This is a genomic window from Trinickia sp., assembly GCF_051953955.1.
Classification (GTDB): Bacteria; Pseudomonadota; Gammaproteobacteria; order Burkholderiales; family Burkholderiaceae; genus Trinickia.
On the sequence record NZ_JBQCIF010000131.1, the window covers coordinates 1 to 25,217 of the forward strand.

Consider the following 25,217-nt stretch of genomic DNA (forward strand, 5'->3'; position numbering starts at 1 on the left):
GCCCGCGTGGTTGATGTCATGCGCAACGCCAATCCTGCCTGCCGGTCCGCTCGGTCACGTTCCCGAAATGGTCGGTCACGTTGCCGAAATCGTCGGTCACGATCCCGAAACGGCCGGTCACGTTCGTCCGAAATACGCACCCAGACCCTCATCTCGAAAATCGGTCCGGACAAGCTGCTCAAATTCAAGGCCTGCATGAAAGCGGAAGGCTTGAGCGACACTGGGTTTCCTCTGGAGTACTTGCCCGGGTGCTGCCCGCCATGCCACCAAATGTAGAACAGGCCAGACAGAAACGCTTCACCGTACTGGGAATCTCGTTTGAAGCACAACTGATACATAACCCGCCTCCCGGCCCACGCTCTGACACTGGGAGACGTCCGGAACCTCAGATGTGCCGTCCAGCTTTTTCGTGAACGCTAAGCTAAGGCCGAACCAGCATGGATCGCAGCCAAAGGGGCCAAGAGCATTCCGCGCGAGCGGGACGGTTTCAGCTATCGCTATTCGGAGGGTGCGATGGCGTTCCCCGACTCGCTCGCCAAACCAGCTCGCACAATCATTACTTCTGAGGGTGGCATGGGCGCATCGCGCACGAAGCACGTTATACGACACGTGGACGGTCGGCTGCGTCGGCTTGTTCCGAGCGAGCTCGAGCAGCTCAACGGGTTACCTGCGGGATGTACCGCACACGCTCAGGTTTCGGATCCAATGCGGGCATTCCTGATGGGCAACGCCCTGGTCGTCGGTCTCGTCACCCGCCGCGCGACTGCGTTGCTTTGCATCAGGCACATGCGGACAGCACCAACGTCAGCGAGGCACCGGTGGGCGAGGTCGTCAGCTAACCGTGCTCGAAATAATGGATAGGGTAAACACCTCGGCACACGATGCGGCCGGCCATCGTGCGGTGCTGACCAGCCTCGTAATCGCTCCCGCTCAATGTGCCGTGACTGACCACGATACAAGCTCACCCCACTCCGACTCGTGGCGCAGGGATCTCGGTCTCGTTTAATCACCATCTAAGCGCCGCATCGCTTCGCGCAATTCGGCCTGACCGGTATCACGCAAGGTGGCATCCATTTGGAGTTCGGCTCGTGCCATGCCACCAAAGGCTCCGAGCGTCTTCTTGATGGGGCCGATGCAGGCGTGAGTGTCTTCATAGCCCTGACGAATCCAGGACGGAATCTTTTCGTTGTCGAAGCCGATCAGGTCGCGCACGGCCCCATTGCGCGAAATGTGCGCAGTCTTGGGGCGGATTTCGATGATGCTTGCGCTGGGAAAGCGAGTGCGGTCCCACATCGAACCGTCGCTCAGGTGGGTCACGATAATGTGCTTGCAACCAGCGTCGAGCAGCGGCGCAATCGGGGTATTGCCCTGCGTTTCGCGCCACCCACCCTGGCCACCGTCGGTGTAAAGCTTGCCGTTGACTTCTTGCGACGCATAAAGTAACGGCAAAGCAGCCGAGGCCAGTAACAGCTTTTTCTGTTCGGCCGGCGCGAGGGATTGTGCCAGCAGGAAGTCCGAGGGCGCGGTATCACCCAGCCCAAACGACGCGCCAATGATGCGCAATAAATCGTTTTCCCCACCTTGCGTGGGATAAACTGAGATGTGCAAGGGCAGACGCTCGGGCAAGCCCCCCGGCCTCAGATAACGGTCGATCAGTTGCTTGATGCGCTTGTCGCATAGCCACCCATCCTCGCTCTGCAGGAGTCCAGCCAGAGGCTCCAATTGCTTGATCAGATTGGACGGCCCCTTGGGCATGATCTCCATGCCCCGACGCAACGCTATGATGGCCGGGACGATCATCGAGTTCTTCAGGCCAAATGCGCCGAGCATGGACAGGTAAGCGGGTAGCTTAACCCGCATGGAACCCAAGGTTATGGGCGAACTGTCGGCCAGTTCCAGCCACAGGGTTTCGAGATTTTGAGCGGCTTGCAACTGGTTGTCGGCAGCCGCGATCAGGGCGCCGTTGAGCGCGCCAATGCTCGCGCCCGCGAGCATGTCGACCTGCACGCCGAGTTCGTTCAGGGCCTTGAGCACACCTACCTGGTAAGCGCCTTTCGCGCCACCACCGGAGAGTACAAGACCGACCGAAGACGCTGTTGCATCGCTGGCTTGTTTCGCTTGTTCAGACATGGACATGCCTTATACCGGTGAAAAGACTTCGCGCGTCAGGCGAGCAGCCATGATGTCCGCGCCGACAAAGCGGTTAACCGCGTCCGGCGCCACGCGCGCGTCGGGCAATTGCGTCAGCGTGAACGACCAGGGCCGCAACTGGCTGCTGTGACCGGCGCCGAGATAGGCAAGACCTTCCAGGAAGAATTCACTTTGTGCTTCGAGCGCCACCGGGCGCGCCAGCCATTGCGCCAGCGGCAGACCATCTTCGCCGGCTTGCTGGCGCCAGCGGACGCTCATCTTTTCCCTGAGTGTGTCCAGCAAGATCTGCACATTATTGGCACCGCGATGTCGACGCAGGTAGTCGCCGAACGCCCCCCAATATAGTTCGTGCAGGACGACAATGCCGCGCGAGGCGATCGGGAAGGCGTCGAAGCGGCCGCTTTCCCATCGGCTCATCACATTGTCCATATGCTCGGTCGCTGCCGCGCGCAGGTCCAAACGGTCGATTTCATCTTTCAGCAGAGCCGCACTCTCCCTCACGACACCGCGCAACTGATACACAGCGTCGCGGATATCAGCCGTCATGTGGGCGACCTTGGCCAAGCTGTGTTCCACTTCCGTCAGCCGGGTGGAGACCTGCTCGATAGCGCTGAAGCTCCGGGTCTGGCTCTGCGCCAGCAAGGTAACGGTGTCCACCAGACCATCCAGCGTTAAGTGCTGGTGCTGGGCGATGCGGTTGTTGCGGCGCTGGGTGTCGCCGCTGATGGCACCGATGAAACGGCCCAGGATGTCGCTTTCCCCGACCCGGGCGACCCGGAGGTGATCGCGCGCCACGTCCAGGCTATTGACCATGTCGATGAGCACGCGGTCCTTGGCTGAAGGGACTGTGCTCAGAAATTGGCTTTCAACTGTGTTGTTCATTGATTTGTCAGGGCATCGTCACGCGGTGGCAAGTTTTTTGACACTGAGGGAAAGCTGGCGGATATCTTCGACATTGTCCTCTAATTGCTGCTGCAGGGCGTGTACCGTGGCGCGGATTTCTGCCTGCCTTTCCTTGCTTTCCGACTGATTTTTACGGCCGGCGTCGAGGCTCTCGCGAATGCTGCCGAAGGCATCGGTGATCGAGGCAAAAAGGGCTTCCTTATTGGCCTGCATGGGAGTGTTGACTTTGCTCTCCACGATGTCAGTCAAGTCGGCGTTAAAGACTTTGACCACATTATCGTAGTGTTCTTCCAGGTCTGCCTTCGTAAACACGTAGCGATTGACTTTTGCCTTGTACTCGTCCCTTCCCCAATCATCCTGCCTGAATAAAGAGCCCACGCCGCGTTTTACCTTAGCAAAGAAGCCATCCTGATCGCGATAACGGGTTGTCGTGTAGGACTTATCCTTGAGCAGGTGGCCACCGCCGTCACCTGCATCCACAGAAATGCTCAGCCGCGACGCTTTGGGTACGCTGATTTTCAACCCATCCAGGCCCGCTTCAGCGGCATGCTCTTCGAATTCACTGATATCCTTTTGAATCATGGTACGCAAGGCAGTGAATTCTTTACGGGAATCTTCAAGTACATTGTTCAAATCCTCGAACAATGCTTCTGCACGGCCCTCAAGATAATCCTTAAACTCGTCAGCGATCCTGCCCAGATAGACTTGGGCCTCGGCTTCAACGCCAAATTCCATCACGTCCTGGACTTCCAGCACGAGTTCCGCATCCCTGGATTTGCGGCCTTTTCCGATTGCAGATGGTTCGCCCTCCGGTTGCTGAGCGTTTGCCTCGAAGGCGGCCTTGATCTTGGTCTTGACCTCTTTGGTGAGCCCCTTGAGGGACGTTTTCATGTTGTCCCTGACTTCGTTGACCAGGTCGTCGAGCTTTTTACCGACCTTGGCCTTACGGGAACCCAAGCTCTTAAGCTTGGCGTTGAGGTCCGCGATCAGGCGCTCGATCTGTTCCGCGTCCAGATCCAGGCCTTGCAAGCGAAGGTTCAGCATCGCGCCAATGCCACGCGCGGTGTCGCCGTCCTCGCCCGCGATTTCACCGAGTTTGGCGACGGCGGCCTGGATGGCCATTCGCGCGGCATTGTTGTGGCTGTACCGGACAGCATTGACCAGCGGAGCATCGAACCGCGACCGCGCCCACAGATCCTTGCATGCTGCGGCAACCTCCTCCCGGTCATTGATGAACTTGCTGTAACGCAGGCCGAAGGCTTTGTCGCCAAAGGTATCTACCCAGCTTTCCTTTTGGCCCGCCTGCCAGCCCAGGCTGCCATGGCGCTCGATTTCCAGTTCGGCGCGCTTGGCCAGATACGCCTGCTGGCCGGACACCGGAAAGATGCGGCTGGCGACCTCAACCTCGGGGCCAAATACCTTCTCGAGCAGATTGCCCGCCACATATGCCCGCGTTGCGTCGGCGTCATCGCTGTTGCTGTTGTGCTGGTCAAACTTGTTGACCAGGCAAAACATGCGCTCGCCCGAAAAGGCGGCGATCTCTTCCAGCTCTTTACGCAATTGAGCCTCGGATTCCGACTTCAACTGGGTGTAATCCAGCACCGCCAGTACCGCCGTGGCTTTCTCCAGTTGCTCCGTCAGCATGGGCAGCAGGTGTTCAGACTGGCCCGCCTCGTTGAAGCCGGGCGTATCCAACAGGGCGAAATTGCCCAACGTTCCGTCTTGCGCGGCATCCTTGAGGTGGAAAAACTCCACTTCGATTTCCGGGAAATCGGCAATCGACGTGTAATGTTCGAAGGGAAAGCGCAGCCCCAGTTCCTTGGCCAGGCGCACCAAGTCGTTCAAGCCCTTGAGGAACGCAAAGATACCCTCCTCGCCTTCATAGCGTGCCTTGAGCTTGTAGCCGGATTTGCCAGCTTGCGTCCCGATCGCCTTGGAGAGCGCCAGCAGGTCCGCGTCGCCTGCGATGCTCCGATGCCCCGAGTGATCCTTTTTTGCCAGGACCTTCTGCATTTGCTGGACCAACGCGAGCACGGGTCCCTGTTTGCTCTCGCCGAAGTGCAGCACCGGCGTGGCCGCGCCGGGCTTATGGCGGATCAGCGTGGGCAGTGCCGTCATCGGCCGGTTGCGGTTGGGCAGGATTTCCTGGCCAACGATGGCGTTGATGCAGGTGGATTTGCCAGCCTTCATGGTGCCGACCACGGCCAGGACCATGTCGAGGTTGCGGGTCTTGATCAGGTTTTCGTCCAGCGCCTTGATCTTGCGATCAATGGCCTCGGGCGTGAACTGGCAAGCCGCGTATGCCTCGACGTCATCACCATCCCGCACCTCGTCTTCCTCAGGCATGGCACTCGTCGGGATTTTTTCCTTGATTTGCCGCAGCAGGTCCTTTTGCAGACCGATCAGGCGGATGGCCTCTTCTTTCAGTGCTTCGATCTTGTTCATATTGGAAAAGCGGATGGGCAATAAAGGATTACGGGAAGCAGCTCAAGCGTCCTCCAGGTATTCGGCCAGGGCGGCGAGCTGATCCAAGGACGAGCCGAGGGCGAACTTGACCGCCTCGACCTGGCTGAAGTGAATGACGTCGTGCAAGGGGGCGACAAAACGTGACGCCTCCCAAAGCTGGGCGATGCCCTGGCGCACCTCTTCGCTGTTGTTAAGCGACGTACCATAGCGCCGGCCGAATACCTGCGCACCAAAGTCGTCGCGCCAGTCCAAGCGTTTGCCCTCGACCCACCTTAAGCCACCTTCGCCGTTGCTCGCGTCCAGAGCGGCTTGTGCGCGCTGGGCCAGGTAAGCTTGTTTGGCGGAGACCGAAAAAATGCGCTCGGGCCGCACCACGCCGTCGAGCAGCTTGCTACTCACGTAGTGCCCGGTGGCTTCCGCAGTATCGGAATTGTGGTCTTTGCAGTCGAACCTGTTGACCAGAGCGAACATGCGCCCCTCCGCATGGCGAGCAATGCCTTGCAGTTCGGTCATAAGTTCGGCCTCGGCTTCGGACTTGAGCTGCGTGTAGTCCAGCACCGCCAGCACGGCGTTGGCGTCCTGCAGCCGCTCCTGGAACATGGCGCGCAAATGCGGGCTGCGGCGCGACTCATTGAACCCGGGCGTGTCGAGCAAAGCGAGGCGGCCGCGCTGGCCCAGGTCGTCATAACGGCCCAGGTTAGCGAATTCGATTTCTATCAGGGGAAAATCGGCCAAGCCGGAGTATTGCTCGAACGGGAATTCGATATTGAATATCTCGGCCAGGCGCGCCAGGTCGTTCAAGCTCTGCAAGAAAGACAACACTGCGGCATCCCCCCGGTAGCGCGGCTTGACGCTAAAGCCTCGGGCGATCCTGGTGGCGAGGCGTGAAAGCTCCGGGTCGCTTTCCACGCGCGCGCGCCGCACGGCCGATGCACGGGCCAAGGCCCGGCGCAGTGAGCCGGTCAGCTTTTGCGCGGGTTCGGCATTGGAAAACAGAAGCACCGGCACCTGCGCACCCGGCTTGTGGCGCACCAGAGTCGGAATCGCCGTCATGGGCCGGTTGCGGCTGGGCAGGATCTCGCGCCCGACAATGGCATTGATGCAGGTGGACTTTCCCGCTTTCATGGTGCCTACCACGGTCAGCACCACCTCCAGCGATTCTAGCTGTCGCAGGTGCTCCTTGAGCCGGGCAATCTTGCGCCCTGCGGTGCGCTTATTGATGGCCGATTGGTTGACATGGCTGCTGCGTATTGTTCGTTGTTTGACGTTCTTTTTCATGACGGTCCTCATTCCCCGGACTTAACCGATTATCTCCCGGTTTCGATGGCCGATTGTTGTCAACACAACGGGTTGTCGTTTCGCAACGGCGCCGTGGCAATTTTGTAACAGCCAGCGACACATGGCGTGGCTCGGTTCCGGATGTCTCCCGCCCGCAGCCGCGAGGGGCACCACAACGCTTTGCTTCAGGTTCTCGCGAAGCGGCCAGCGTTCCAAGTGAAGCGCCCGGTCCAGGATAAAGCACACCAGGGCGCGCTACCGGGTCTGATGCATGCCGCGAATCCGTTGGTCTCAAGTCCGTAGGGCGACGGAGGCACAAGTGGAGGCAGATCCAGTGCGACGGACTACGGAATGCTGCGGATCATTGCGCTCGAGCTTGCCATAAGCAACTGATTTTTATATGATTCTCAGGCAGAGTTATACCCTTGGGGACACTCTTAATCCGTAGGTCGAGTGTTCGAGTCACTCACGCCCCACCAAGAAATTCAAGCACTTAGCCCAGCCTACACGGCTGGGCTTTTTGCTCTCAGCCCACAGCGGGCGCCCACCTGAACCCGTTCGGTGTAAAGCAGTGAAATGAGCGGCATGGCCGCGATGGGTGAAGAAGCGCGCGCCCCCGCGGCTGGCAGATGACAGATGACGCCAGCGCGAACCATCACGTCGCTCCCGCAGCTATAGGGCCACTGATAGCTCCCGCCCTCCCTCAATTGCCGCTATCGACTGCTGCTTCGGCCTCCGCCGTGTCCCACCGCCCGCGGCGCATCGCCTCAGCCAACATTCCAAGCGTTAAGGGCTTGAGGGCGGGCCGGCGAAACCGCGCCGAAAATAGACCAAGGAACGACGACAGCAACTGCTGGCCTTCGGGGCCGAAGTAGCGTCGGTAGGGAAGGTCGCTCACCTGCACATGGAAAGTCTCGGCCCACTTGTCAATGAACTCAACGGCGTCGAGTCCGGTGAGGCCCAAGTCATCCTCGAGGCGCGACGTGGGCTGGATATTCAGTTGCCCGCCGAATAACGGCCGCCCCAGTTCCTCTCGAGAAAACGCCTCCAACCGCTCCCATGTCTCGTCTTTCACAGCGGCACCCGATCGGCCGGTTGCGCAAGGCGGTTGTACGTCACGATCGTATTGCGGATGATCAAATGAATTTGCCCGTGACCGGTACGTCGGCCTGGCCAAGCAAGACGGCCGCCGCAGCCGCCAGATCTTCGAGCCCGAGCTGCTTTCGCGTCTCATCCAACGCGACGTAAGTGAATAGGTCCGCAGGTGCTAAGTTTTGATGGGTGCCGTAGGCGTACCGGGTATCGCTCATTGTTGTCTTCGATAGGTTAAACGCGGCGTCGCTGCTCTCTCAGCGTGTGTGTCAAATACCGCGCGAACCCAATACTTTACATGACCGAATTGAACTGACGGCCCGTTTGCCCGTCCGCCACGGCTCCGAGTTCGGCCAGATTGCATATCTGAGGCGCCAACTCGCTCGTGAGCCTGCCGATTGGGACGCTTCCCCCGCCCCCCTCGAAGAGGCGCGTCCCCCGCCAACACGCCCCCGCCTCGCCTTATCTTCCCTTGCCGTACTTGAAGACCCCGACACCATGCAGCGCGACCGACGCGGCATTGGCGGCAAACCGCGTACACAATGCGACGAGGTAGTACACCTTCGATCCAGGCTTGCCGCCCCATTTCTCCACCCCCTCCCGGGTGTAGAGAAATTCGAATACGAGCGGAATCAAGCTGACGACGTCGCGGTAGGTGAACCACCGGTACTGTTCGTAGACGTTGGTCCCCGCTATTTTCTCGATCGATTTCTTGGTCGTCTGAAAATAAACGATACTGCCGGCGATCGCGCCGGCGCTTGCCAAGGTCAAGGCGAGCATGAACTTGTACTCGTTATCCTTGATGCGTTTCTTCGCCCTGCCGTGCCATGTCGATTCATCGACCCTCTCCACACCGTTGTCCATCCACGTGAGCAGGCTCGCTACAACCTTGATCGCGCTCTTGGCCACCTGCACGCTGAAGGTCAGATAGACCAGCCATTCGATCCGGCTGGCCACCTCGCGATCCTTGCCCAGCACGGCCTTGAGCCGATCGTGATAGGCCGACTGCGAATAGAACGTGAACATCCCCGCGGAAAGCGCACTGCAGGCCCCCTGCAGCATGCCCACGCCGGCCAGCGCCTTGCGGTCGGCGTCGCTCTGGCGGCCGCCACGCTTGGTTGCTATCTCGTAGTAGTGAGCGTCGCACCAGGTGTCGCAGACGATGTTCAACGCGCGCGCGCCCATATAGACGATTTCAAAGACCCGCTCGGTGTCCGGCACGACCTCGTCGTCCGATTTTTTGCCCTCGCCTTCCTCCACCGCGCCGGCATCCAACAGCATCGACTCGGGGGCCGCGATGTCCTTGCGCTGACGCCCCTTCGAACTCGCCTTGATATCACTGGCGAACGTGCGCGCCTCACCGTCGGCCAGCAGCGTAACGAAGGCATACAGCGTGTTGAAGAAAACGCCCAAGCCCAAGCAAAGCAAACTCAGAAGCGACAAGTCCTCGCCGGTGATCCATTTGTAGAGATCGCTGACGAACGGGATGTAGATCTTTGCGTCGAGAATGACGAGGAGCGCATCCATCGCGTCGGCGCACGCATTGCATCCATCCGCCATTTGCTCCGCCATGGCGTTCATGCCGGCCGCCACGGTTTTCTTCAATTGCTCGAACAATTTCGCAACCAGATCGCCCGGCGAAAGATCCAACACCGAGCCCGCCAGCCCGATCAGCACGGTCTCGATGCCTGCGATCGAATCGCCGCCCATGGCGGGTACTTCCGCCGCCCCTTTGGGCGTGCCCGCGTTCGAACTGACCTCGCCCGTTCTCGTCTTCTGCAGCATCGAATTCGCCTGCACCCCATCGGACCCGGCGATCACGGGCGAGTCGCGCCCGCCACCCTCGCGCATCCGATCGTTGAGACTGCCCGCTCCAGCCGGAAGTTGTCCCGGCGTGACGCCCGCCGCCATACCGAACAGCTTCTTCAAGAGCGTCTTGTCTCGCAGCGTCTTGCTCTGCATTTTGAACGCATCGCGCATCACTTGATGCAGATAGCGCTGCGCTTCCAGGATGGCGCCCCAATCGAACAGCGCGCGCAGGAAGGCGATGACCTTCTTGATCGCAACGGCAATCTGTTCGAAGAAGCCGGCCACCGCGTTCAGCGCATCCCGCACCGACGCCACGACGGTATGAAGCACCTTCTCGATACCGTTGACCATCTTTGTAATGGCGATCTTGACCGATTCTCCGATCGTGACGACGATGCGCTTCGCCCCGTCGTAGATGTTCGTCGCGGTGTCCTTGATGTCCGACCAAAGATCGTCGAAGAAGCTACCCACGAGCGGCGGCGCCTGCAGCACCGGCGTGGGCACACCGCGCGCGAGCATGACTTCATGCTCCGTATGAAGCGTGCGGTAACTGAACCCCTTCGGCCCATCGGCCTCGATGACGAAACCCATCGCGCCGCCCAGCGAGCGGCGGAAGGCATCGGGGTTGGCCGGCGCACTGCGCGCAATACCCGCCATCGTCCGTAAGATCGTGACGCGGTCCGTCTGCGCGCCGGCCTCTTCCTGGCGCATCGCCGCGATGCACGGCTGTTGCATCGTACCGTTCGGGCCGGTCATCAGCAGCGCAACGTCCTCGCCGTTTTCCGCCGCGCGCATCGCGGCGAGCTTGCGCCGCGCCGGCGAGATGCGGCTGCGCAGCAGCTTGGCGTGATCGTCCTCCGTCTTCGCCGACGAAGCCACCTGCCGCACGGCTTGCGAAATGTCACCGGCATGCTCGTGATGCTCGCGGTTCAAAAGGGCCTCGCCCTTGTCGTCCTTGCCGCCGTCCTCGGGGCGTTTCCAGTTGGTCACGCGTGCGCGCGTCATGTCATCGGCCTTCATGGTCGAGAGCTGCTGCTGCACATCTTGATCGGCGCTGATGACGATGCGCTCGTTGCGATGCATGAAGCCTGCGCGCGCATAGAGCGTCGGGGCGGCCAGTTGATCCGCCTCCAAGACGACGGTCAGCTCGCCGGTCATCTCGCTGTCGAGCATCACCGAGCGCTCGCTGTTCACGATGTGGCGCGCGCCGCCCACCTCGATCGTGGTCGTGGTCGATGCCCACAGCGTGATGGGCTCGCGTGGCCGAATGGCGTCGTTGGATTCGCGGGCGCGCAGCACGATGCGCCAGGTGGAGCGATCCTTTTTGTGGTCGACCTTGTCGCCCGGGGCGTAGCGATAATCCTGGATCAGCTTGGCCTGCGCCGTCAGCGACGGCGGCGCAGGCCGGGACAGTCTCTGGTTGTCGATCAGGACATTGACGTGGAACCGCTCGTTGACCGGCATGAACGATGTCCACAGGTCGAGCGATGGCCCGTGGCCGCGCCTGGGCGAAGATACGGTCAGCTTCAGCGTTCCGTCGGCGCCCGTTAGCGCCGAATACCGGCGGGCGGCGTTGGCGCGCAGCCGGACGGGATCGGGCTCCGTGCCCGGCTTCACACCCTGCACCTGAGTGCCATCGATCGAAATCGAAGCGGGGTCGTCCGGCCGACGCAGGATGTACCACATCTCCACGCGCTGGTTCGCCATGCCGCTGCCGTCGGCCGCGCACACCTTGGCGGTGAGCGAGTAGACGGTGGTGCCGTCGTCCTGCACATGGGTAATCGCACCGGCGGTCGTGATGTGCGCGTAGTTCGGCTGGGCAAACGACAGGTCGGTCAGCCACCACGCCGGGGCGTCTTCCGTGGGGGCCAGCGCCAATTCCCCGCTGTGCCCCTGCAAGGCGGAATCGTGCACGGCTTCATAGTCGAAATTCCAGTACGCCAGCAGATCGGGTTCGTCGCCGCGCAGTTTGACCTGCATGCGTGAAACGATTTCCGGCGCCATCCGGTAGGTATCCCACACGCGTACTTCGGCGATCATGCCGCAAAACGGCTTGGCCGCCCCCAGATCGTCAGCCACGGTCGCACCGACATACGCCTTCAGGCCCGACGCGGCAACGCGCGGCGCAGCAGGCTGAGGCAAGTGCTCCACTGGCACCGCTTGACCGTCGACGTAGAGCAGTATCTGATTGGGCGCACCCGTCGTATCGTTGGCCGCCGCGGGTTGGCGCGATACGGCCAGATGGTGCCAGCGGCCGTCGGCAATCGCCGTCGTGGCCTTCACATGGACACCAGCCCAGCCGTCCGCCGTCCGGGTGCGCGAAGCATAGTGCACGGCGCCATCCGCCTCCATCCAGAGGTTGATGTCGAAACCCGATTCCTCGGTCGGCACGATGCCGACGATGCCGCCGCCGACACGCCGGGCAGCCTCCCCGGTCAAGCGCGGTACGTTGACCCACGCTTCGACGCAGCTCTGGTGCACCTCCATCAGGTGCAAGGTCGCGCCCTCGGTGCCCGTGTCGATCACGGCGTGCTGCTTGCCGCCGTCGATCGGATTGCCGCGGCGGTCGAGGTTCAGGCGCAGCGCCGTCGTCTCGCCGAATACGATGCTGTGCATGGCCCCGTCGAGCTCGAAATCGAGCGCATTGGCAACGGTGTCGCGGCATCCTGTGTACACCGTGCCGGCGCAGACGGCCGGCGTGCCGATCGCGCCGTTTTCAGCGTGGTAAAGGCCGAGCAGGCTGCCGGTCTCGACCGACACCGCGGCGATCGTGCCGCTGCCCGTCGTGCAGAAAATGCGCGCAGCTTGATCGAACACCGGCGGGTTGATGCCGTTCCAGGCGCCCGCACGGGCAGCCGGAAGCGCGGCGCTCCAGGCCGGCGCAAGCTCGCCCGCGCTGAACGCGACCAGCTTGCCGGTGTCGGTCCCCACCAGGAGCAGATCGGCGTCGAGCGACACCGCAAGGCCCGTGGCCGCGCATCCGAGCGCGGCCGAGACGGCCAGCGGTGCGCCGCCGATGGCGCGAGCATCGAGTTTGTGCACCGTATCGTCGGCGACGACGAACACCCACGAACCCGCAGCGCAAAACGCATCGGCTGCGATGCGCCGCCGCGCGACGGCTCGGCCGGTTTTGCAGTCGACGAGGTGTAACGTGAACTTGCCGTCGGTCTGCGTCAGCACCAGCAGCCCGGCGCTGCAAAACGCCAGGCGCACGGGCGTGCCGGGCAGCGTCACTTCGATGCCTGCGTCGGCATCGTGCGCGCAGATCACGACGGCCGCCTGGCCGGCCCCGGTGGCGGCCGCAACGTAGTGTGCGTCGACGACCGGCGCAGGCAGGGCCTCATCATGCCGGTGATCCATGCCCGCGAACGCCGGTACTTGAATCTTCGCGCCGGTCCGCGCCTCGATGCGGATCAGGGAGTCATCCTGCGTCAGCACGAGAAAGCCGGCGCCATCGGCCACCGGCTCGGAGATGCGGCTCGCCACATTCATCGACCATTTCCGCAGGCCGTCTTGCGCGCCCACCGCATTAAGAACGCTGCCGGTCGAGAACGCCACGATGCCATTGCCGGACAAAGCCGGCGAGCCGATGACCTGGGTCTGCCCGCGTGCGCCCCAGGTATTGGCATAGGGCCATTGCTTGGCTGATTCACGCAGCAAATAGGGAAAGGCCGAGCGATCCATGTCGAGATCCGTCGGGCGCGAAGCGCGATTGACGAAGCGTGCCCTGACACGATGTCGGCTCACCGCGTTGTGCGGCTCGATCACCTGCTTGTCGCCCGGCGAATGCACTTCGTCCAGGCGCCACAGACCGAGCAGTTGCGGCTCCGCACCACCCAGTGCGGTCTTGCGGTTGGTCTCGATCAACGTGGTTTCCAACGCGCAATTCCACAACCTGACTTCGCGGATCAGCCCGGAAAAGAAACCGCTGGCTCGCGCACCCTGCTCGGGCACGAAAGCTCCGATGACTAGGGCCGTCTGGCCGCCGATCGACAGGGCCTGCTCGCCTTCGGATTCGGGCAGCCGCACCTCTTGCGCAATACCGTCGAGCACGATGAGGTAAGTGCGCTGGCGCCGTACCAATGCGACGTGGTGCCAGTTGCCGTCGCACGCTCCGGTGGCATTGGTCCGTCCGGCACTGCTGCGCCGGCCATCGGCGGAAAACACCGCGACCCGGATCTGTCCGTCCGGCGCCAGGTTGAGCCGGAAGCCGTGCGCGTTCGGGTCTTTGTTGGTCGGGTAGCCGCACAGGATTTCACCGCCGACGCTGCTGCGGAACCACGCCTCGACGGTGAAGTTGCGTTCGCCGAAATCGAACTGGGTACCGTCGGGCCGAATGTCGACCATCGACCCGACGCCGTCGAAGTAGGCAGCAGCCTGCGCCGCGTAGTAGGGGCGCGAGGCGATGTTGCCGGCTTCGTCGGCCAGGAACAGCGCGCCGTTGGCGATCACGGCCGGCTGCGCACTCGGCAGATTCGGCAGCGCATAGGCCACGCCGGCCGCATTGCCGTTCTCGACCTTGAAGCGCTCGAGCTGCCGTCCGTCGTCGGTCTTGATGTGTACGACGCCATCGATGATGCTGGGCTCGCCGGGCGAGCGCAGCTTGCGCCGCCACCGAATGCGGCCATCCGCCAGCGACAGGCAGATCAGGTCGCCTTGCGCATTGGCTGCAATGGCAACGCCTGCCGCGAGGCTGGCGGCCTGCGCATCCGCCTCGGCATCGGCGGCACGCAGCAGCCCCTGCGCGCTCGCCTGCGGCCGAACCGCGCGGAGGTTGACGACCTTGGTGGCCGAGTTCACGGTCGATGGAACATACAGCACCGGCGTATGCCAGCCGGCATTGCCCCGTTCGCCCGATTCACCCGTTCCGCCCGGTTCGATCCGAAAGCGCTCCTTGCCGTCGGCAATGCCGATGCCGTAAAGGCAGCGCCCCGAGGCCAGGACGACGCTCTTGGCCGCACGCGGGGACGCTACCCCGGCGATCCGGTCGTCTTTCGGCGCGAACGTCCAGCGCGTGTCGCCTGAGCGCAGATTGACGCCATGAAGCGTGCCGCCGGCCGCAAAGAACACGGCATCGTCGTCATAGCCTGCCGGTCCTGGACTGCTGCGCGAGATTTCGACCGGATCGAAGGCCTTGGCGCCGGTGGCGGCCACGAAGCCGGCAACCTTGGAAGTACCCTTCCTCGGGTCCCGGTAGACCGCCATCACCACGCCGCGGTGGGCGATCAGCGAGCTCGCATTGCCGAGCTTCGGGGCCGTCCAGTTGGGCAACGGCGACGCATCGGCCAGGCGCAGAGCCACGAGCTTGTCGCCATCCATCAGATAGACGGCGCCATCGCAGGCCGTCACACGCGGCGCGCCGCCGAATCGCTCCTTGAGCGGGTAGACCCAATCGGCCCGTCCATCCTTCGCAGCGCGGGCGAGCCGCCCGTTATGGATGTCGACCGCGAATACCGTCCCTTCGGCAACGCCGATCAGCTTGTCGCCGGCGCTCACCAACGGCGAAGTCAGAGGGCCGAATTGCGCCTCGTGCGTCCATGTCGGTGTCAGCGCATCCGCACCCAGCATGTCGTCGAACAGTTCACTCATGAGATTTCTTCCTGTGTGTTGGGTCCGTCCGCGGCAGCGGGCGACCGTACAGCCTTACCGTCCGTTTCGGTAGGTCGTGAAAACGCAGACCGCCATGACCGGCGTCGTGCTCGCATCGAGCGTGCTACCGCCGCGACAGTGCACCGCCTTTAACTTGTAGGTGCGATCCGCTCTGCAGCGTAGAGCAACGAGGCGTTTCGCCCACTCCTCGAGGAATGCGGGATTCAGAACCGCTTGGCAGCGCTTGGATTCCCTATCCAAAATCGTTGCGTCGAACACGGCGATGCCATTCGCGTCGGTCGTGATTTCGCGATCGCCGCCAGGCGTGAGCGTGAACAGGAGGCGCTCATCGCACAGTCGTTCCGGAGCGGAGAACGTAGGGTGGTAGATGATGCCCTCCGTTCCTTCGCCCCATACCAACTCGACTCGCACGCGAACGGGAATGGCACGCAACGGCATTTCATCCAAAGCGCGCTTGGCCGCCGCATTGAGCGCCAGCAGCTTGTCGGCATTGAAGACGAATTTGGCCAGCGCATCGGCGGATAGATCGACCGTGTTCGGGGCCGGCAAGTGCTGTCCGCGTAGTACGCCTCGACGCGTCAAGTCGCTTGCCTGCCGCGAGATCGCGGCGAGTGCATGATCGGAAAGCGAGCCCAGCTCCGCGATGTCGGTGCCGACCCTTGGCGGCGTCTGCGGGGTCACCGAGCGAACCATGCAGTACAGATGTTCCTGCGCCAACGAAAGACGGCTGCGCACCCAGCGGATGCGAAACGCACCGTTTCTCCAATGCCCGATCGTGCCGGTGTCCAGCACGATGGCGGGCGGCGGATACGAGGGCGAAGGGCCCGCGTCGACCGTATTGGCGAGCAGGACCCGCAAACCCAGCAACGCATCGTTCGGCTGGGCGGCATCGACTTCGAGGACAGCCAATGGTGCGTCGTCCTTCCCGATCGGCAGAAAGGCAACCTCCACCGTGCGCTCGTGCTGGCGCAGCCGCCAACGGTCTCGTTGGACCACGTTGCCGCCGTAGGCATGCAGCCGAGTCGCCGTCCCGTCGGAGAGCAGGATCAGCTTTCTCTTGTCGTCGGCCTCATAGCGCTTCCAGCCTCGGGAAGGCGCGGCGACGACGTGCGCCAACGGGGACGATGGGCCGGCGTCGGTCGCGAAGAAATCCGCACCGAGGATGCCACCGCCCATCACCCATTTTCCGTGGCAGGAGAGCGGCAGCACCTTGCTCGCGTCGGGCTTTACCTTGCCGGTCCATCCTTGTCGCTGATCGAGACTCGGCCTCGCGCCGTCGAGCACTGCGATGCCGCCATCCTGGGTTACGTAATAGAGGCTGCACGAATAGGCACTCGAAGGATCTTTCCACTCGCCGACGGCCAGTTCCGTACGCAACGGCAGCATGCCGTAATTCACCGACGTCACGGATCGCAATCCGACATCCATCGCATAGACGGTGCCGTCCATCCCGAGCGAGAAGAGCACCGCGCCGGCGGAGCCGTATTGCTGCAACCGGCGGACCGCCGGGGCGGAATACACGACCTTGGAGGCCGTCCGCAGGGCCTGCTCGAGGTCGGCGCGGGCTCCGGCCACGATCTGTTCGGCGCACCCGTCTGCCTCGAGCAGCTCGCGCACGTTGTCGAACGTTCGCCCGGCATCCGCCTGCATACTGCCGACGCCACCCGGAGCCATCTGTTTCTCGAGGTCTTCCAGCACCGCTGCCCACGCACAACGGTTGCGCGCCGCCGTCAATTCAGCGCGCAGCGGCGCATCCTCATCGGAAAAAGCGTAGAACGCCTCCGGCGGGCCGTCCTCCTCCCCGTCCGCCCGCGACCACGATTGACCCGTGGAGAGGTTATGCGCGGCATAGAGCCTCTGGGTCGTCAGGGACCAGGCGGTGAGGACAGGCCCGTCCTGAACATAGAGGTCGGAATGATTGACGCAAAAACCCGCTATGCCGTTGCCGAGCTTCGAACGGATGGTTTCCAGCACGCTTGGGCGATCTTGCAACTCGAATATCGCAACCGCACGCGGGCCGCCGGCAACGAGCGTACTGCCGGATTGGGCAACGACGGGCTCGAACAGTGTTTCTCCGGCAAGCGTGCATTCGGCCGGCATCCGAAGCGGTTCGAATTGCGGGATCAGGTCGATGGCCATGGATCGTCAACTCCGAAAGTGCGAACGAAGGGCGCTCAGAACGGCGCCCCGAATGTCAACCGGACGCCCTGCTGCAGCCCGCCCATGCCGAGCATCACGCTGTAGTCCAACTCGAATGCGAACGGCCCCGTGCGGAATTGGGTACCCAGGCCGACCTGGACGCGGTCGTAGCCGTAGGGGCTGCCGCTCACGCTATAGGCAGGCCCGGACGACGCCAAGTCCGCGTAGGCCAGGGCCGCATTGCTCCGGCCGGTGAAATCGTGCTGGTACTCGACGCGCGCGAACGGCAGGAAGGTGCCCCATCGGGTTTTGTGCACGAACTCCGTGCGCAGGCCCAAGGTGCCGGACACGGTGGTGACCGTCTGCGCGAAGTAGGTCAGCGCGTCGATGCCCGCGCCGGTCTCCGAGAATTGATCGAGCGTCGATTCCGATATCGAGAAGCGCCCGTACGGCGAGATCAGCCAGACATCGTCGCGATGCTCGTAGCCGGCGGAGACCGATCCGAATACTTGCCGGCCACTGCGCTTGCCCATGGCGAAGTCGCCCGCGTCGGTCACCCATCGGCGCGAATCGAAGCTGAGCGTTCCGAAACCCGCCACGCCATCCACGAACAACGTGGGCTGAGGGCGGAAGGTCCCATACAGCGCGAAGCTGTAGCTGTCACCCGTGCTCTTGGTGCCTGCACTGCCGATGTCGGTGGAGTCCCGGCCGTAGCCGAAGCCGGCACCGACGGAGAACTTGTCGGACACGCGGTAGTCGGCCCCGGCAGTGATGCCCCCGGTCGTGAACCGGAAGCCCGAGCGCTGCGGGCCGGTGTTGGCGAACCCGAAATCGAGTGTGCCGGCGCTCCAGAAAGCGAGATCCGGCTGAGTCGCGGTAGGGCCGTCCGCATTGGTTTTGCGGCGCACGGACGGCGGCCTGTTCGCCGCGTTTTCGTCACTCAGGCAAGCGTCGCGGTCAGCCGTGCCGACCGCCTCCCGGCAACGCTCCTGCGCATCGCCTCGCCGGCTGGGCAGCGCCACCGTGATCCCGTTTCGCGACGGGGCGTGACCCGTGCCATGCAGCGCTTCCAGCCGCTGCTGGTAGTTGCCGATCTGCGCGGTGGCAAAACGCTGCGCGGCCTGGATCTGCGCGTCGATGAGTCCGGTGACGTCCGGATCCGTGGACGGATCCTTGCGCGCCGTGACGCTGACCTGGATCGTGGCCGGCGCCGAGGTAGCGATGGCATTGGTCAGCGTGTACGTGATCGTGGCCGTCCCGCTGAAGGTGCCCGACGGCGCGAAGTTGAGCATGTAGACCGGAGCGGCTGCCGCGATGACCGCGGCCGCAGTCTCGGCATGGGCGGCATGGGCCGTCTGCTGGGCGATGGCGGCCGTACCGGCGGAGGACGGCACGACCGACACGACGGCGGCACCAGTGAACGGCCCGCCCGTGGCGCCATCGGTGAGGTCCACGCTCACGAGTTGCCCCGCCATTGTGTTGGCGGTCTTTTGTGCCACGGCGATCGGCACGGCGTTGACCGTCACCGTGGCCTGGATGGGGGCCGAGGTGCCCGCGGCATTGACGAGCGCAAAGGTGAAGGTGACGTTGCCCGAGGTGGTCGGCGTGGGCGTGTAGACGATGTCCAGGCCGTGGACCACGGCCGTGCCGCTGGCCGGTGCGCTGACGATCACCGCCGACGAGAACGGCCCGCCGGCCGCGTTGGCTGCCGGGTGCAGCGTGACCGGTGCAGTGGACGTGGTGGTGGCGCTGATCGCCGGTGCACTACCGACGACCTGGCCGATCGTAAGCGTGTAGCTGCGCGTGCCGCTGTATGGTGCGCCGGTGCCCGTGCTGCTATCCGTCGCGCGAACGGCGAACGTGCTGCTACCCAGCGCAGTGGGCGTGCCACTCAGCACGCCGGTGGTGCCGTTCAGGCTGAGGCCGGCCGGCAGCGTGCCCAACGTGACCGCGTAGGTATAGGGCGCGACACCGCCGCTGGCGATGAGTGTCTGGCTATAGGCTGCGGCAAGCGTGGCACCGGGCAACGTAGCCGGGTTGAGTGCGATGGCTGCGGCGCTGATGCTGAGGGTGTACGCCCGGCTGGCGGTAAAGCCGTTGGCATCCGTCGCGGTGACGGTAAAGCTGAAACTGCCGCCCGCCGTTGGCGTGCCCGACAGCATGCCCGTGCTGCTGAGCGACACGCCCGCCGGCAGCGTGCCGCCGGTGACGGCGAAGGTGTACGGTGCTCTGCCGTTGCCGGCGGTCAGGGTCTGGCTATACGCCGTGCCGATGACCGGGTTCGACAAGGTTGCCGGCGCCATGGTGACGGTGGGCGCGCTGACCGTCAGCGTGTAGGTGCCTGAAACGGTATAGGGGCCTGCGCCAGTGCTGCTGTCGGTGCCGGTCACCGTAAAGTTGACCGTGCCCGCCGTGGTCGGCGTGCCGGACAGCACGCCGGTTGCCGCATTGAACGACAGGCCCGTTGGCAGCGCGCCGGAATTGACCGTCAGCGCGTAGACGTAGGGACTGCTGCCCCCGCTGGCAGTGAAGGTCTGGCTGTAGCTCGAGCCGCCGGTCGCGCTCAGTCCCGCTGTGGACGCCGGCGCGATCGCCAGTGCGGGGTTGCCAACGCTCAACGTGTAGGTCCGGCTACCCGTGAAAGGCCCCGCTCCGCTGGTGCTGTCCGTCGCACTGATCGTGACGCTGAAGGTGCCGCCAGCCGTAGGCGTGCCGGACAGCGAGCCCGTGCTGCTCAGTGAGAGACCGGCCGGCAACGCACCACTGGTGACGGCATAGGTGTACGGCGCCGTGCCGCCGCTGGCCGTCACGGCCTGACCATAAGCCGCGCCGACTGTCGCAGCGGCGAGCGCCACGGGGCTCAGGGCGACCGAAGGTCCCGCAACGGTGAGACTGTAGCTGCGCGTGGCGCTGTAGCCGCTTGCATCGGTGCCGCGGACCGTGAAACCGTATGTGCCGGCGGCCGTGGGAGTGCCGCTGAGCATGCCCGTGCTTGCGCCCAGACTGAGCCCTGCCGGCAAAGCACCGGCACTGACGGCGTAGGTGTAGGGTGCGGTGCCGCCGCTGGCTGTCACGCTCTGACCGTAGGCGATGCCGACCGTGGCGGCGGACAAGGTGGATGGCGCCAGCGAAATGGTCGGCGCCGAAGTGGTCAGCGTATAGGTGCCGAAAGCCGTATAAGGCCCCGCGCCGGTGCTGCTGTCGGTGCCGGCAACCGTAAAGTTGACCGTGCCCGCCGTGGTCGGCGTGCCGGACAGCACACCGGTGGCCGTATTGAACGACAGGCCCGTTGGCAGCGTGCCGGAATTGACGGACAACGCGTAGGTGTACGGCGAGGTGCCGTTGGCAACGACGAAGGATTGGCTGTAGGCGACGCCGGCCGTTGCGCTCAGGCTACCCGACGCGGGCGCGATCGACATCGCCGGCGCACTGACCGTTAGCGTGTAAGCACGGTTGCCGGTGAAGGGGCCGGTGCCACCCGTGCTGTCCGTTGCCGTCACCGTGAAGCCGAACGTACCGCCAGCCGTGGGTACGCCCGACACAACGCCGCCGGAAGACAGGCTCATGCCCGCAGGCAATGCGCCGCCCGTCAGCGCGTAGCGATAGGGTGCGGTGCCGCCGCTGGCGCTGATGGACTGGCTGGAAGACACACCGATCGTTGCGCCCGTCAGCGAGCTGGGCGACACGACGATGCCCGGCGCCGCGACCGTCAGGCTGAGCGTACCGCTCGTCACGGAGAACGGCCCGGTGCCCGTGCTGCTGTCCGTCGCCGTGACCGTAAAACTGAACGTTCCAGCGGCAGTCGGGGTGCCGCTGAGCATACCGGTGGTGCTCAGAGCAAGGCCCGCCGGAAGCGAACCGGAGGCCAGCGCATAGGTGTAGGGTGAGCTGCCGCCGCTGGCGGACGCCACGGACTGGCTGTATGCGATACCGGCCGTGCCCGCCGCCGGCGCCGACGGCGCATAGCTGACGGCTGCGTTGGACACCGTCACCGTGACGGAGGCCGGTGAGGACGTGCCGGCGATATTGGTGGCGGTATAGGTGAACGTGTCCGAGCCGGAGTACGCGGCGTCGGGCGTGTAGGTGATGTTGCTGCCGCTGGCCGTTGCCGTGCCATGGCCCGCTGGGGTCGCCACCGCGACCGAGGTCGCCGTGCCTCCGGAAAGATTGAGCGTCACCGGATTGCCGGTACTGCCGTGGGCAACCGTCGTGCTTACCGCACCGGCAATGGGCGGTTGAACATAGGTGAACTGATCGGGCGAGCCGGTCGCGCTCGTGCCTCCCGTCGTGGTGACCGTGACATCGACCGTACCGCTCCCGGCTGGAGAGGTGGCCGTGATCGACGTGGCACTGTTCACGGTAAACGATGAGGCGCTCGCGCCGCCGAACTTCACCGCCGTTGCGCCGGTAAAGTTGGTGCCGGACAGGGCGACCGATGTGCCGCCGGCTGCCGGCCCCGTACCAGGCGAAAGTGCGGTGACCGCAGGCGGCGAAATATAGGTGAATCGAGCGGAGGCGCCGGTCGTACTCGTGCCACCCGGGGTGGTCACGGTGATATCCACCGCGGCGCCGGCCGTACCGGCCGGTGCGGTTGCGGTTATCGACGAATCGCTGTTGACGCTGAAAGTCGCGGCATCGACGCCGCCGAATCTGACCGCCGTGGCGCCCGTCAAGGCTTGTCCGGTAATGCTGACGCTGGTGCCGCCCGCCGCCGGTCCCGACGAGGGGCCGATGGTCGACACCGTCGGGGCAATCGGATTCACGGTGATCGTGACGGTATAGGCGATGTAATTGGCGCCGGCGTCCCAAGCGTAAAAGGTCGCCGTGTCCGTACCGAAGAAACCCGCCTTCGGGGTGTAGGTGAACTGATCCTGAAGCCCGGGGTCCGTGGGCGTCAACGATCCGCCCTGGCTGGTCGTAATGACGCTGTTGAACTGGTTGGCATCGCTGTATACCCCGCTGTTGAAGGGATCGCAGCCTGCAAGATTGGCTGACGGGCTGGACGGGTCCCATAACACGACGCCCGCCACCTGGTCTTCGTTCGCGGTGAACGCGCAGGTCGCTCCGGCCACGGCCGGGAACAGCAGCAACGCGCAAACGGCGGCGAAGCGCGCTATCCAATGTGACCGGCACGGTCGACTGCGCATCCCGGCGGGGCGTGCGGCCGGCGACGCGCCTGCGCGCCTGCCCAACCGACCGCGACACGCCGCAAGAAAGACACGGCTCAAAACCTCGAACCGCGGGACGATACCCCCTTCGCGAGCGCCGCCCTTACGCATCCCCGCACCATTCCAACAAGAGGTACACCCCCTTGTCCCGCAGCAGCCGGAAGCCCAGCCGCTGATAGAGCCGCAAGGCCGGATTGAACCTTTCGACATGGATGCGCACTGCTTGCTGCCTGAGACTGGCCTGTGCGAACACCGCCCGAAGTGCGTCGCTGCCGATGCCCCGGCCACGCCATGCCGGCAGCAAGGAGAGATCGACGATCAAGAGGGTCGTCTCGCTGTCTTGCAGATACAAGCGCCCGATCGGCTCGCTGCCCCACGACAGAATGAAAAAGGCGGCGTCGAGGTAGCGGTCGTAGGCCTGTTGCTGAGCGGCGAACTGCATTCGAACGAAACGCTGCTTCTCTTCGTCGCTCCAGTCGGTCTGCTTCAGTTCTTCTTCGCGCGTCGATGCGTAGAGCCGCAACAGAAAATCCGCATCCGCGGGGGCGATGGCGCGCAGGGCCAGGAGCGGGTCGGCAAAACGCATGGTCGTGGGTTCCCGGCTATCAGGCTTGCACGTTGAAGCACGCCTGATAGCGGTGACCGCCGGCTGCGTTTTGGGCAATGGGCACGAGGAAGATGAACTGCTCGCCCAATTGCGCATGCCGCAGGACATAGGTGCCTTGCGTCAGCGGCGCCGCCGATGCGTCGATGGCGTCGATGGCGTCGGTGAAGAACAGCGAGAATGTGCAATCGCCGCCGCTTTCACCGCCCTCTTCGACGGCATCGTTCGCGACGGACTCCAACTGCAACGCAACGTCCCGATTGCCGGGCAATCGGACGGCAAAGGCCGTCCCGACGTGGGACCGGAACAGGGCGGCGGAGAAGGTCATGATCGAAAGCTCGTCGGTAGCGGCAATTCCGCCAACTACCGGCGGGATGCTCAACATCGGGATCGGGCGGCTCACGCGCCTTTCAGGGCAATGCAGAAATTCAAGCTGGTGTACGGTTGCCTGTTTTCATGTGCAGAGCTACCGCCGAAGGTGCCGACCGAGGCCGGCGACAATTGGGTCATGACGGGAGGCGTTGTTCCGCCGACAGCGATGAAGGCGCAGTTGTTGGCGTCGCTCAGTTTTGCCGGTATGCGCCCCGTGGGATCGCTGGCGCTAGGCCGCCCGGTGTCCGCATAGAGCGTGTGGGTGTGCGCCGGGATTTCATCCGCGGTGAGTTGCACCGCGCTCACGCCTTGAGGATTGTTCAAGCCGCCGGCGTCAGGCGCCATGGCTGCCCGGCCGCGCAGATCCGGCAAGGCGAAGGTGTCGACGCCGTTACCGCCATAGACGTCACCCAAAACAGCAAAAAGCTTCGAGTTCTGCTGGACCGGCACCTGTTGCCCGTCGCAATACGCCCAGTCTTTCGGAGCGAAGTCGAACCCGAAGATGCGGATCTCGCCGAGGAATTGATCTGCCATATTCTGCTCCGCGCCTTCAGCGTCCCGAAGGAAACGCGCCCGAGACGGCGATGATGTAGTTGATCGACAGCGTGCGCATCTGATTGGTGTGCGCCGTACCGCCCCCGATGGGACCGAACGCCTGATTGTCGAGGGCCTTTTTGCCTATACCGGCGGAATAAAACAGCGACCCGGCCGGCGTGCCCAAAGTCAGCGTGGGCCCGGGCGTAATGGCCTCGGCCGTGCCACTGGAGCCATTGATGGCGTGACTGTGTGCCGGCAAATTGGCGGTGGTCAAAGCAACGTCGTTCGTACCGAACTGCTGCCCCATCGCGCGGCTGCTGAGGCCGGGCCCGGCACCCTGTCCCACCGGCAGCTTGCCGCGCAAGTCCGGCAGATGAAACGTACTGCCGCCGTCGCCACCGTAAGTAGTGCCGATCAGCGCAAAGAGTTCGCTGTAGTCGTTGACGTCCAAGGCAGATCCGTCGCATACGCGCCAGCCCTCCGGCGCGCGGCTGCCAGCGAACATCCTGATTTCGCCCAAAAACGGTTGCGCCATGGTCAGTTCCTCGAGGGAAATTTGCCACGCAGGGCGATGATGTAGTTCAGCACCAGAGAAGGCTGCGTGTTGTCATGGCCCGCCCCGGCGCCTACCGTGTCGCACATGCTGCTCGCCAGCGCCACCAGAGCGGCCGCATTCGAATAGATCGGTTTGCCGTCCGCACGGCTGGCAGGCGAAGCGGCGTCGTAAATCTGGCTGGCCGCCAGCAGTTCGTTCTGATTGGAGCCCACGCTGATCGAAGTGCCGGGCGTGCTGGACACGTTGAACGGATGGTTGTGCGCGGGCACCTGCGCCTCGCTTAGGACGACCTTCTCCAATCCACCCATGGTTCCCCGGGGGTGATCGGCGTCGCGATGCACGGCCACCCTCCCGCGCAAATCCGGCAGCGCGAAAGTATTCAGTCCATCGCCGCCGTATTGCGTGCCGAGCAGTAGAAACAGCTCCGCATTCCGGCTGACGCTGATCAGCGCGCCGTTGCAGATGGCCCAGCCCTTGGGCGGGAACGCAAAGGCGCACAGCTTGATTTCACCGATAAACGGTTCCAAAGACG

At 63.7% G+C, this 25,217-nt stretch carries 14 protein-coding genes and 1 pseudogene; all 15 read right to left on the reverse strand.

What is annotated here, in order from left to right; genetic code table 11:
* Positions 1-338, reverse strand: a 338-nt coding sequence (locus ACTHNZ_RS24545) for a hypothetical protein (RefSeq protein WP_440545193.1), incomplete at its 3' end; no start/stop codon positions are given.
* A 664-nt stretch (positions 339-1,002) separates the two neighbouring features.
* Positions 1,003-2,130, reverse strand: a complete 1,128-nt coding sequence (locus ACTHNZ_RS24550; RefSeq protein ID WP_440545194.1) for a patatin-like phospholipase family protein — start codon at positions 2,128-2,130, stop codon at positions 1,003-1,005.
* Between the two features lie 9 nt (positions 2,131-2,139).
* Positions 2,140-3,033, reverse strand: a complete 894-nt coding sequence (locus tag ACTHNZ_RS24555; protein ID WP_440545195.1) for a diguanylate cyclase regulator RdcB family protein — start codon at positions 3,031-3,033, stop codon at positions 2,140-2,142.
* An 18-nt stretch (positions 3,034-3,051) separates the two neighbouring features.
* Positions 3,052-5,499 carry a dynamin family protein gene (locus ACTHNZ_RS24560; RefSeq protein WP_440545196.1) on the reverse strand — a complete coding sequence of 816 codons (2,448 nt, stop codon included), beginning with the start codon at positions 5,497-5,499 and terminating at the stop codon, positions 3,052-3,054.
* A gap of 42 nt (positions 5,500-5,541) precedes the next feature.
* The gene (locus ACTHNZ_RS24565) at positions 5,542-6,798 is read right to left on the reverse strand and encodes a dynamin family protein (RefSeq protein WP_440545197.1); all 1,257 of its coding nucleotides are present in this window, start codon (positions 6,796-6,798) and stop codon (positions 5,542-5,544) included.
* Positions 6,799-7,501: 703 nt separating this feature from the next.
* On the reverse strand, positions 7,502-7,873 hold the full coding sequence (locus ACTHNZ_RS24570) for a DUF1493 family protein (RefSeq protein WP_440545198.1): 372 nt from the start codon (positions 7,871-7,873) through the stop codon (positions 7,502-7,504).
* 70 nt (positions 7,874-7,943) lie between these two features.
* Positions 7,944-8,108, reverse strand: a pseudogene (locus ACTHNZ_RS24575) (STM2901 family protein); the annotation flags it as partial.
* A 244-nt stretch (positions 8,109-8,352) separates the two neighbouring features.
* Positions 8,353-15,288 (reverse strand): LamG-like jellyroll fold domain-containing protein, encoded by a 6,936-nt coding sequence (locus ACTHNZ_RS24580; protein ID WP_440545199.1) that lies wholly within the window; start codon positions 15,286-15,288, stop codon positions 8,353-8,355.
* A gap of 54 nt (positions 15,289-15,342) precedes the next feature.
* Entirely contained in the window at positions 15,343-17,448 is a 2,106-nt protein-coding gene (locus ACTHNZ_RS24585; RefSeq protein ID WP_440545200.1) for a hypothetical protein, read from the reverse strand.
* Positions 17,449-17,483: 35 nt separating this feature from the next.
* Positions 17,484-22,538 (reverse strand): putative Ig domain-containing protein, encoded by a 5,055-nt coding sequence (locus ACTHNZ_RS24590; RefSeq protein WP_440545201.1) that lies wholly within the window; start codon positions 22,536-22,538, stop codon positions 17,484-17,486.
* Positions 22,539-22,719: 181 nt separating this feature from the next.
* On the reverse strand, positions 22,720-23,202 hold the full coding sequence (locus ACTHNZ_RS24595) for a GNAT family N-acetyltransferase (RefSeq protein ID WP_440545202.1): 483 nt from the start codon (positions 23,200-23,202) through the stop codon (positions 22,720-22,722).
* 19 nt (positions 23,203-23,221) lie between these two features.
* On the reverse strand, positions 23,222-23,548 hold the full coding sequence (locus ACTHNZ_RS24600) for a DUF6916 family protein (protein ID WP_440545203.1): 327 nt from the start codon (positions 23,546-23,548) through the stop codon (positions 23,222-23,224).
* 71 nt (positions 23,549-23,619) lie between these two features.
* Positions 23,620-24,126, reverse strand: a complete 507-nt coding sequence (locus ACTHNZ_RS24605) for a phage tail protein (protein ID WP_440545204.1) — start codon at positions 24,124-24,126, stop codon at positions 23,620-23,622.
* Positions 24,127-24,142: 16 nt separating this feature from the next.
* Positions 24,143-24,664: a phage tail protein gene (locus ACTHNZ_RS24610; RefSeq protein WP_440545205.1), complete on the reverse strand. Its 522-nt coding sequence runs from the start codon at positions 24,662-24,664 to the stop codon at positions 24,143-24,145.
* 2 nt (positions 24,665-24,666) lie between these two features.
* Positions 24,667-25,212 (reverse strand): phage tail protein, encoded by a 546-nt coding sequence (locus ACTHNZ_RS24615; RefSeq protein ID WP_440545206.1) that lies wholly within the window; start codon positions 25,210-25,212, stop codon positions 24,667-24,669.
* Positions 25,213-25,217: the final 5 nt, after the last annotated feature.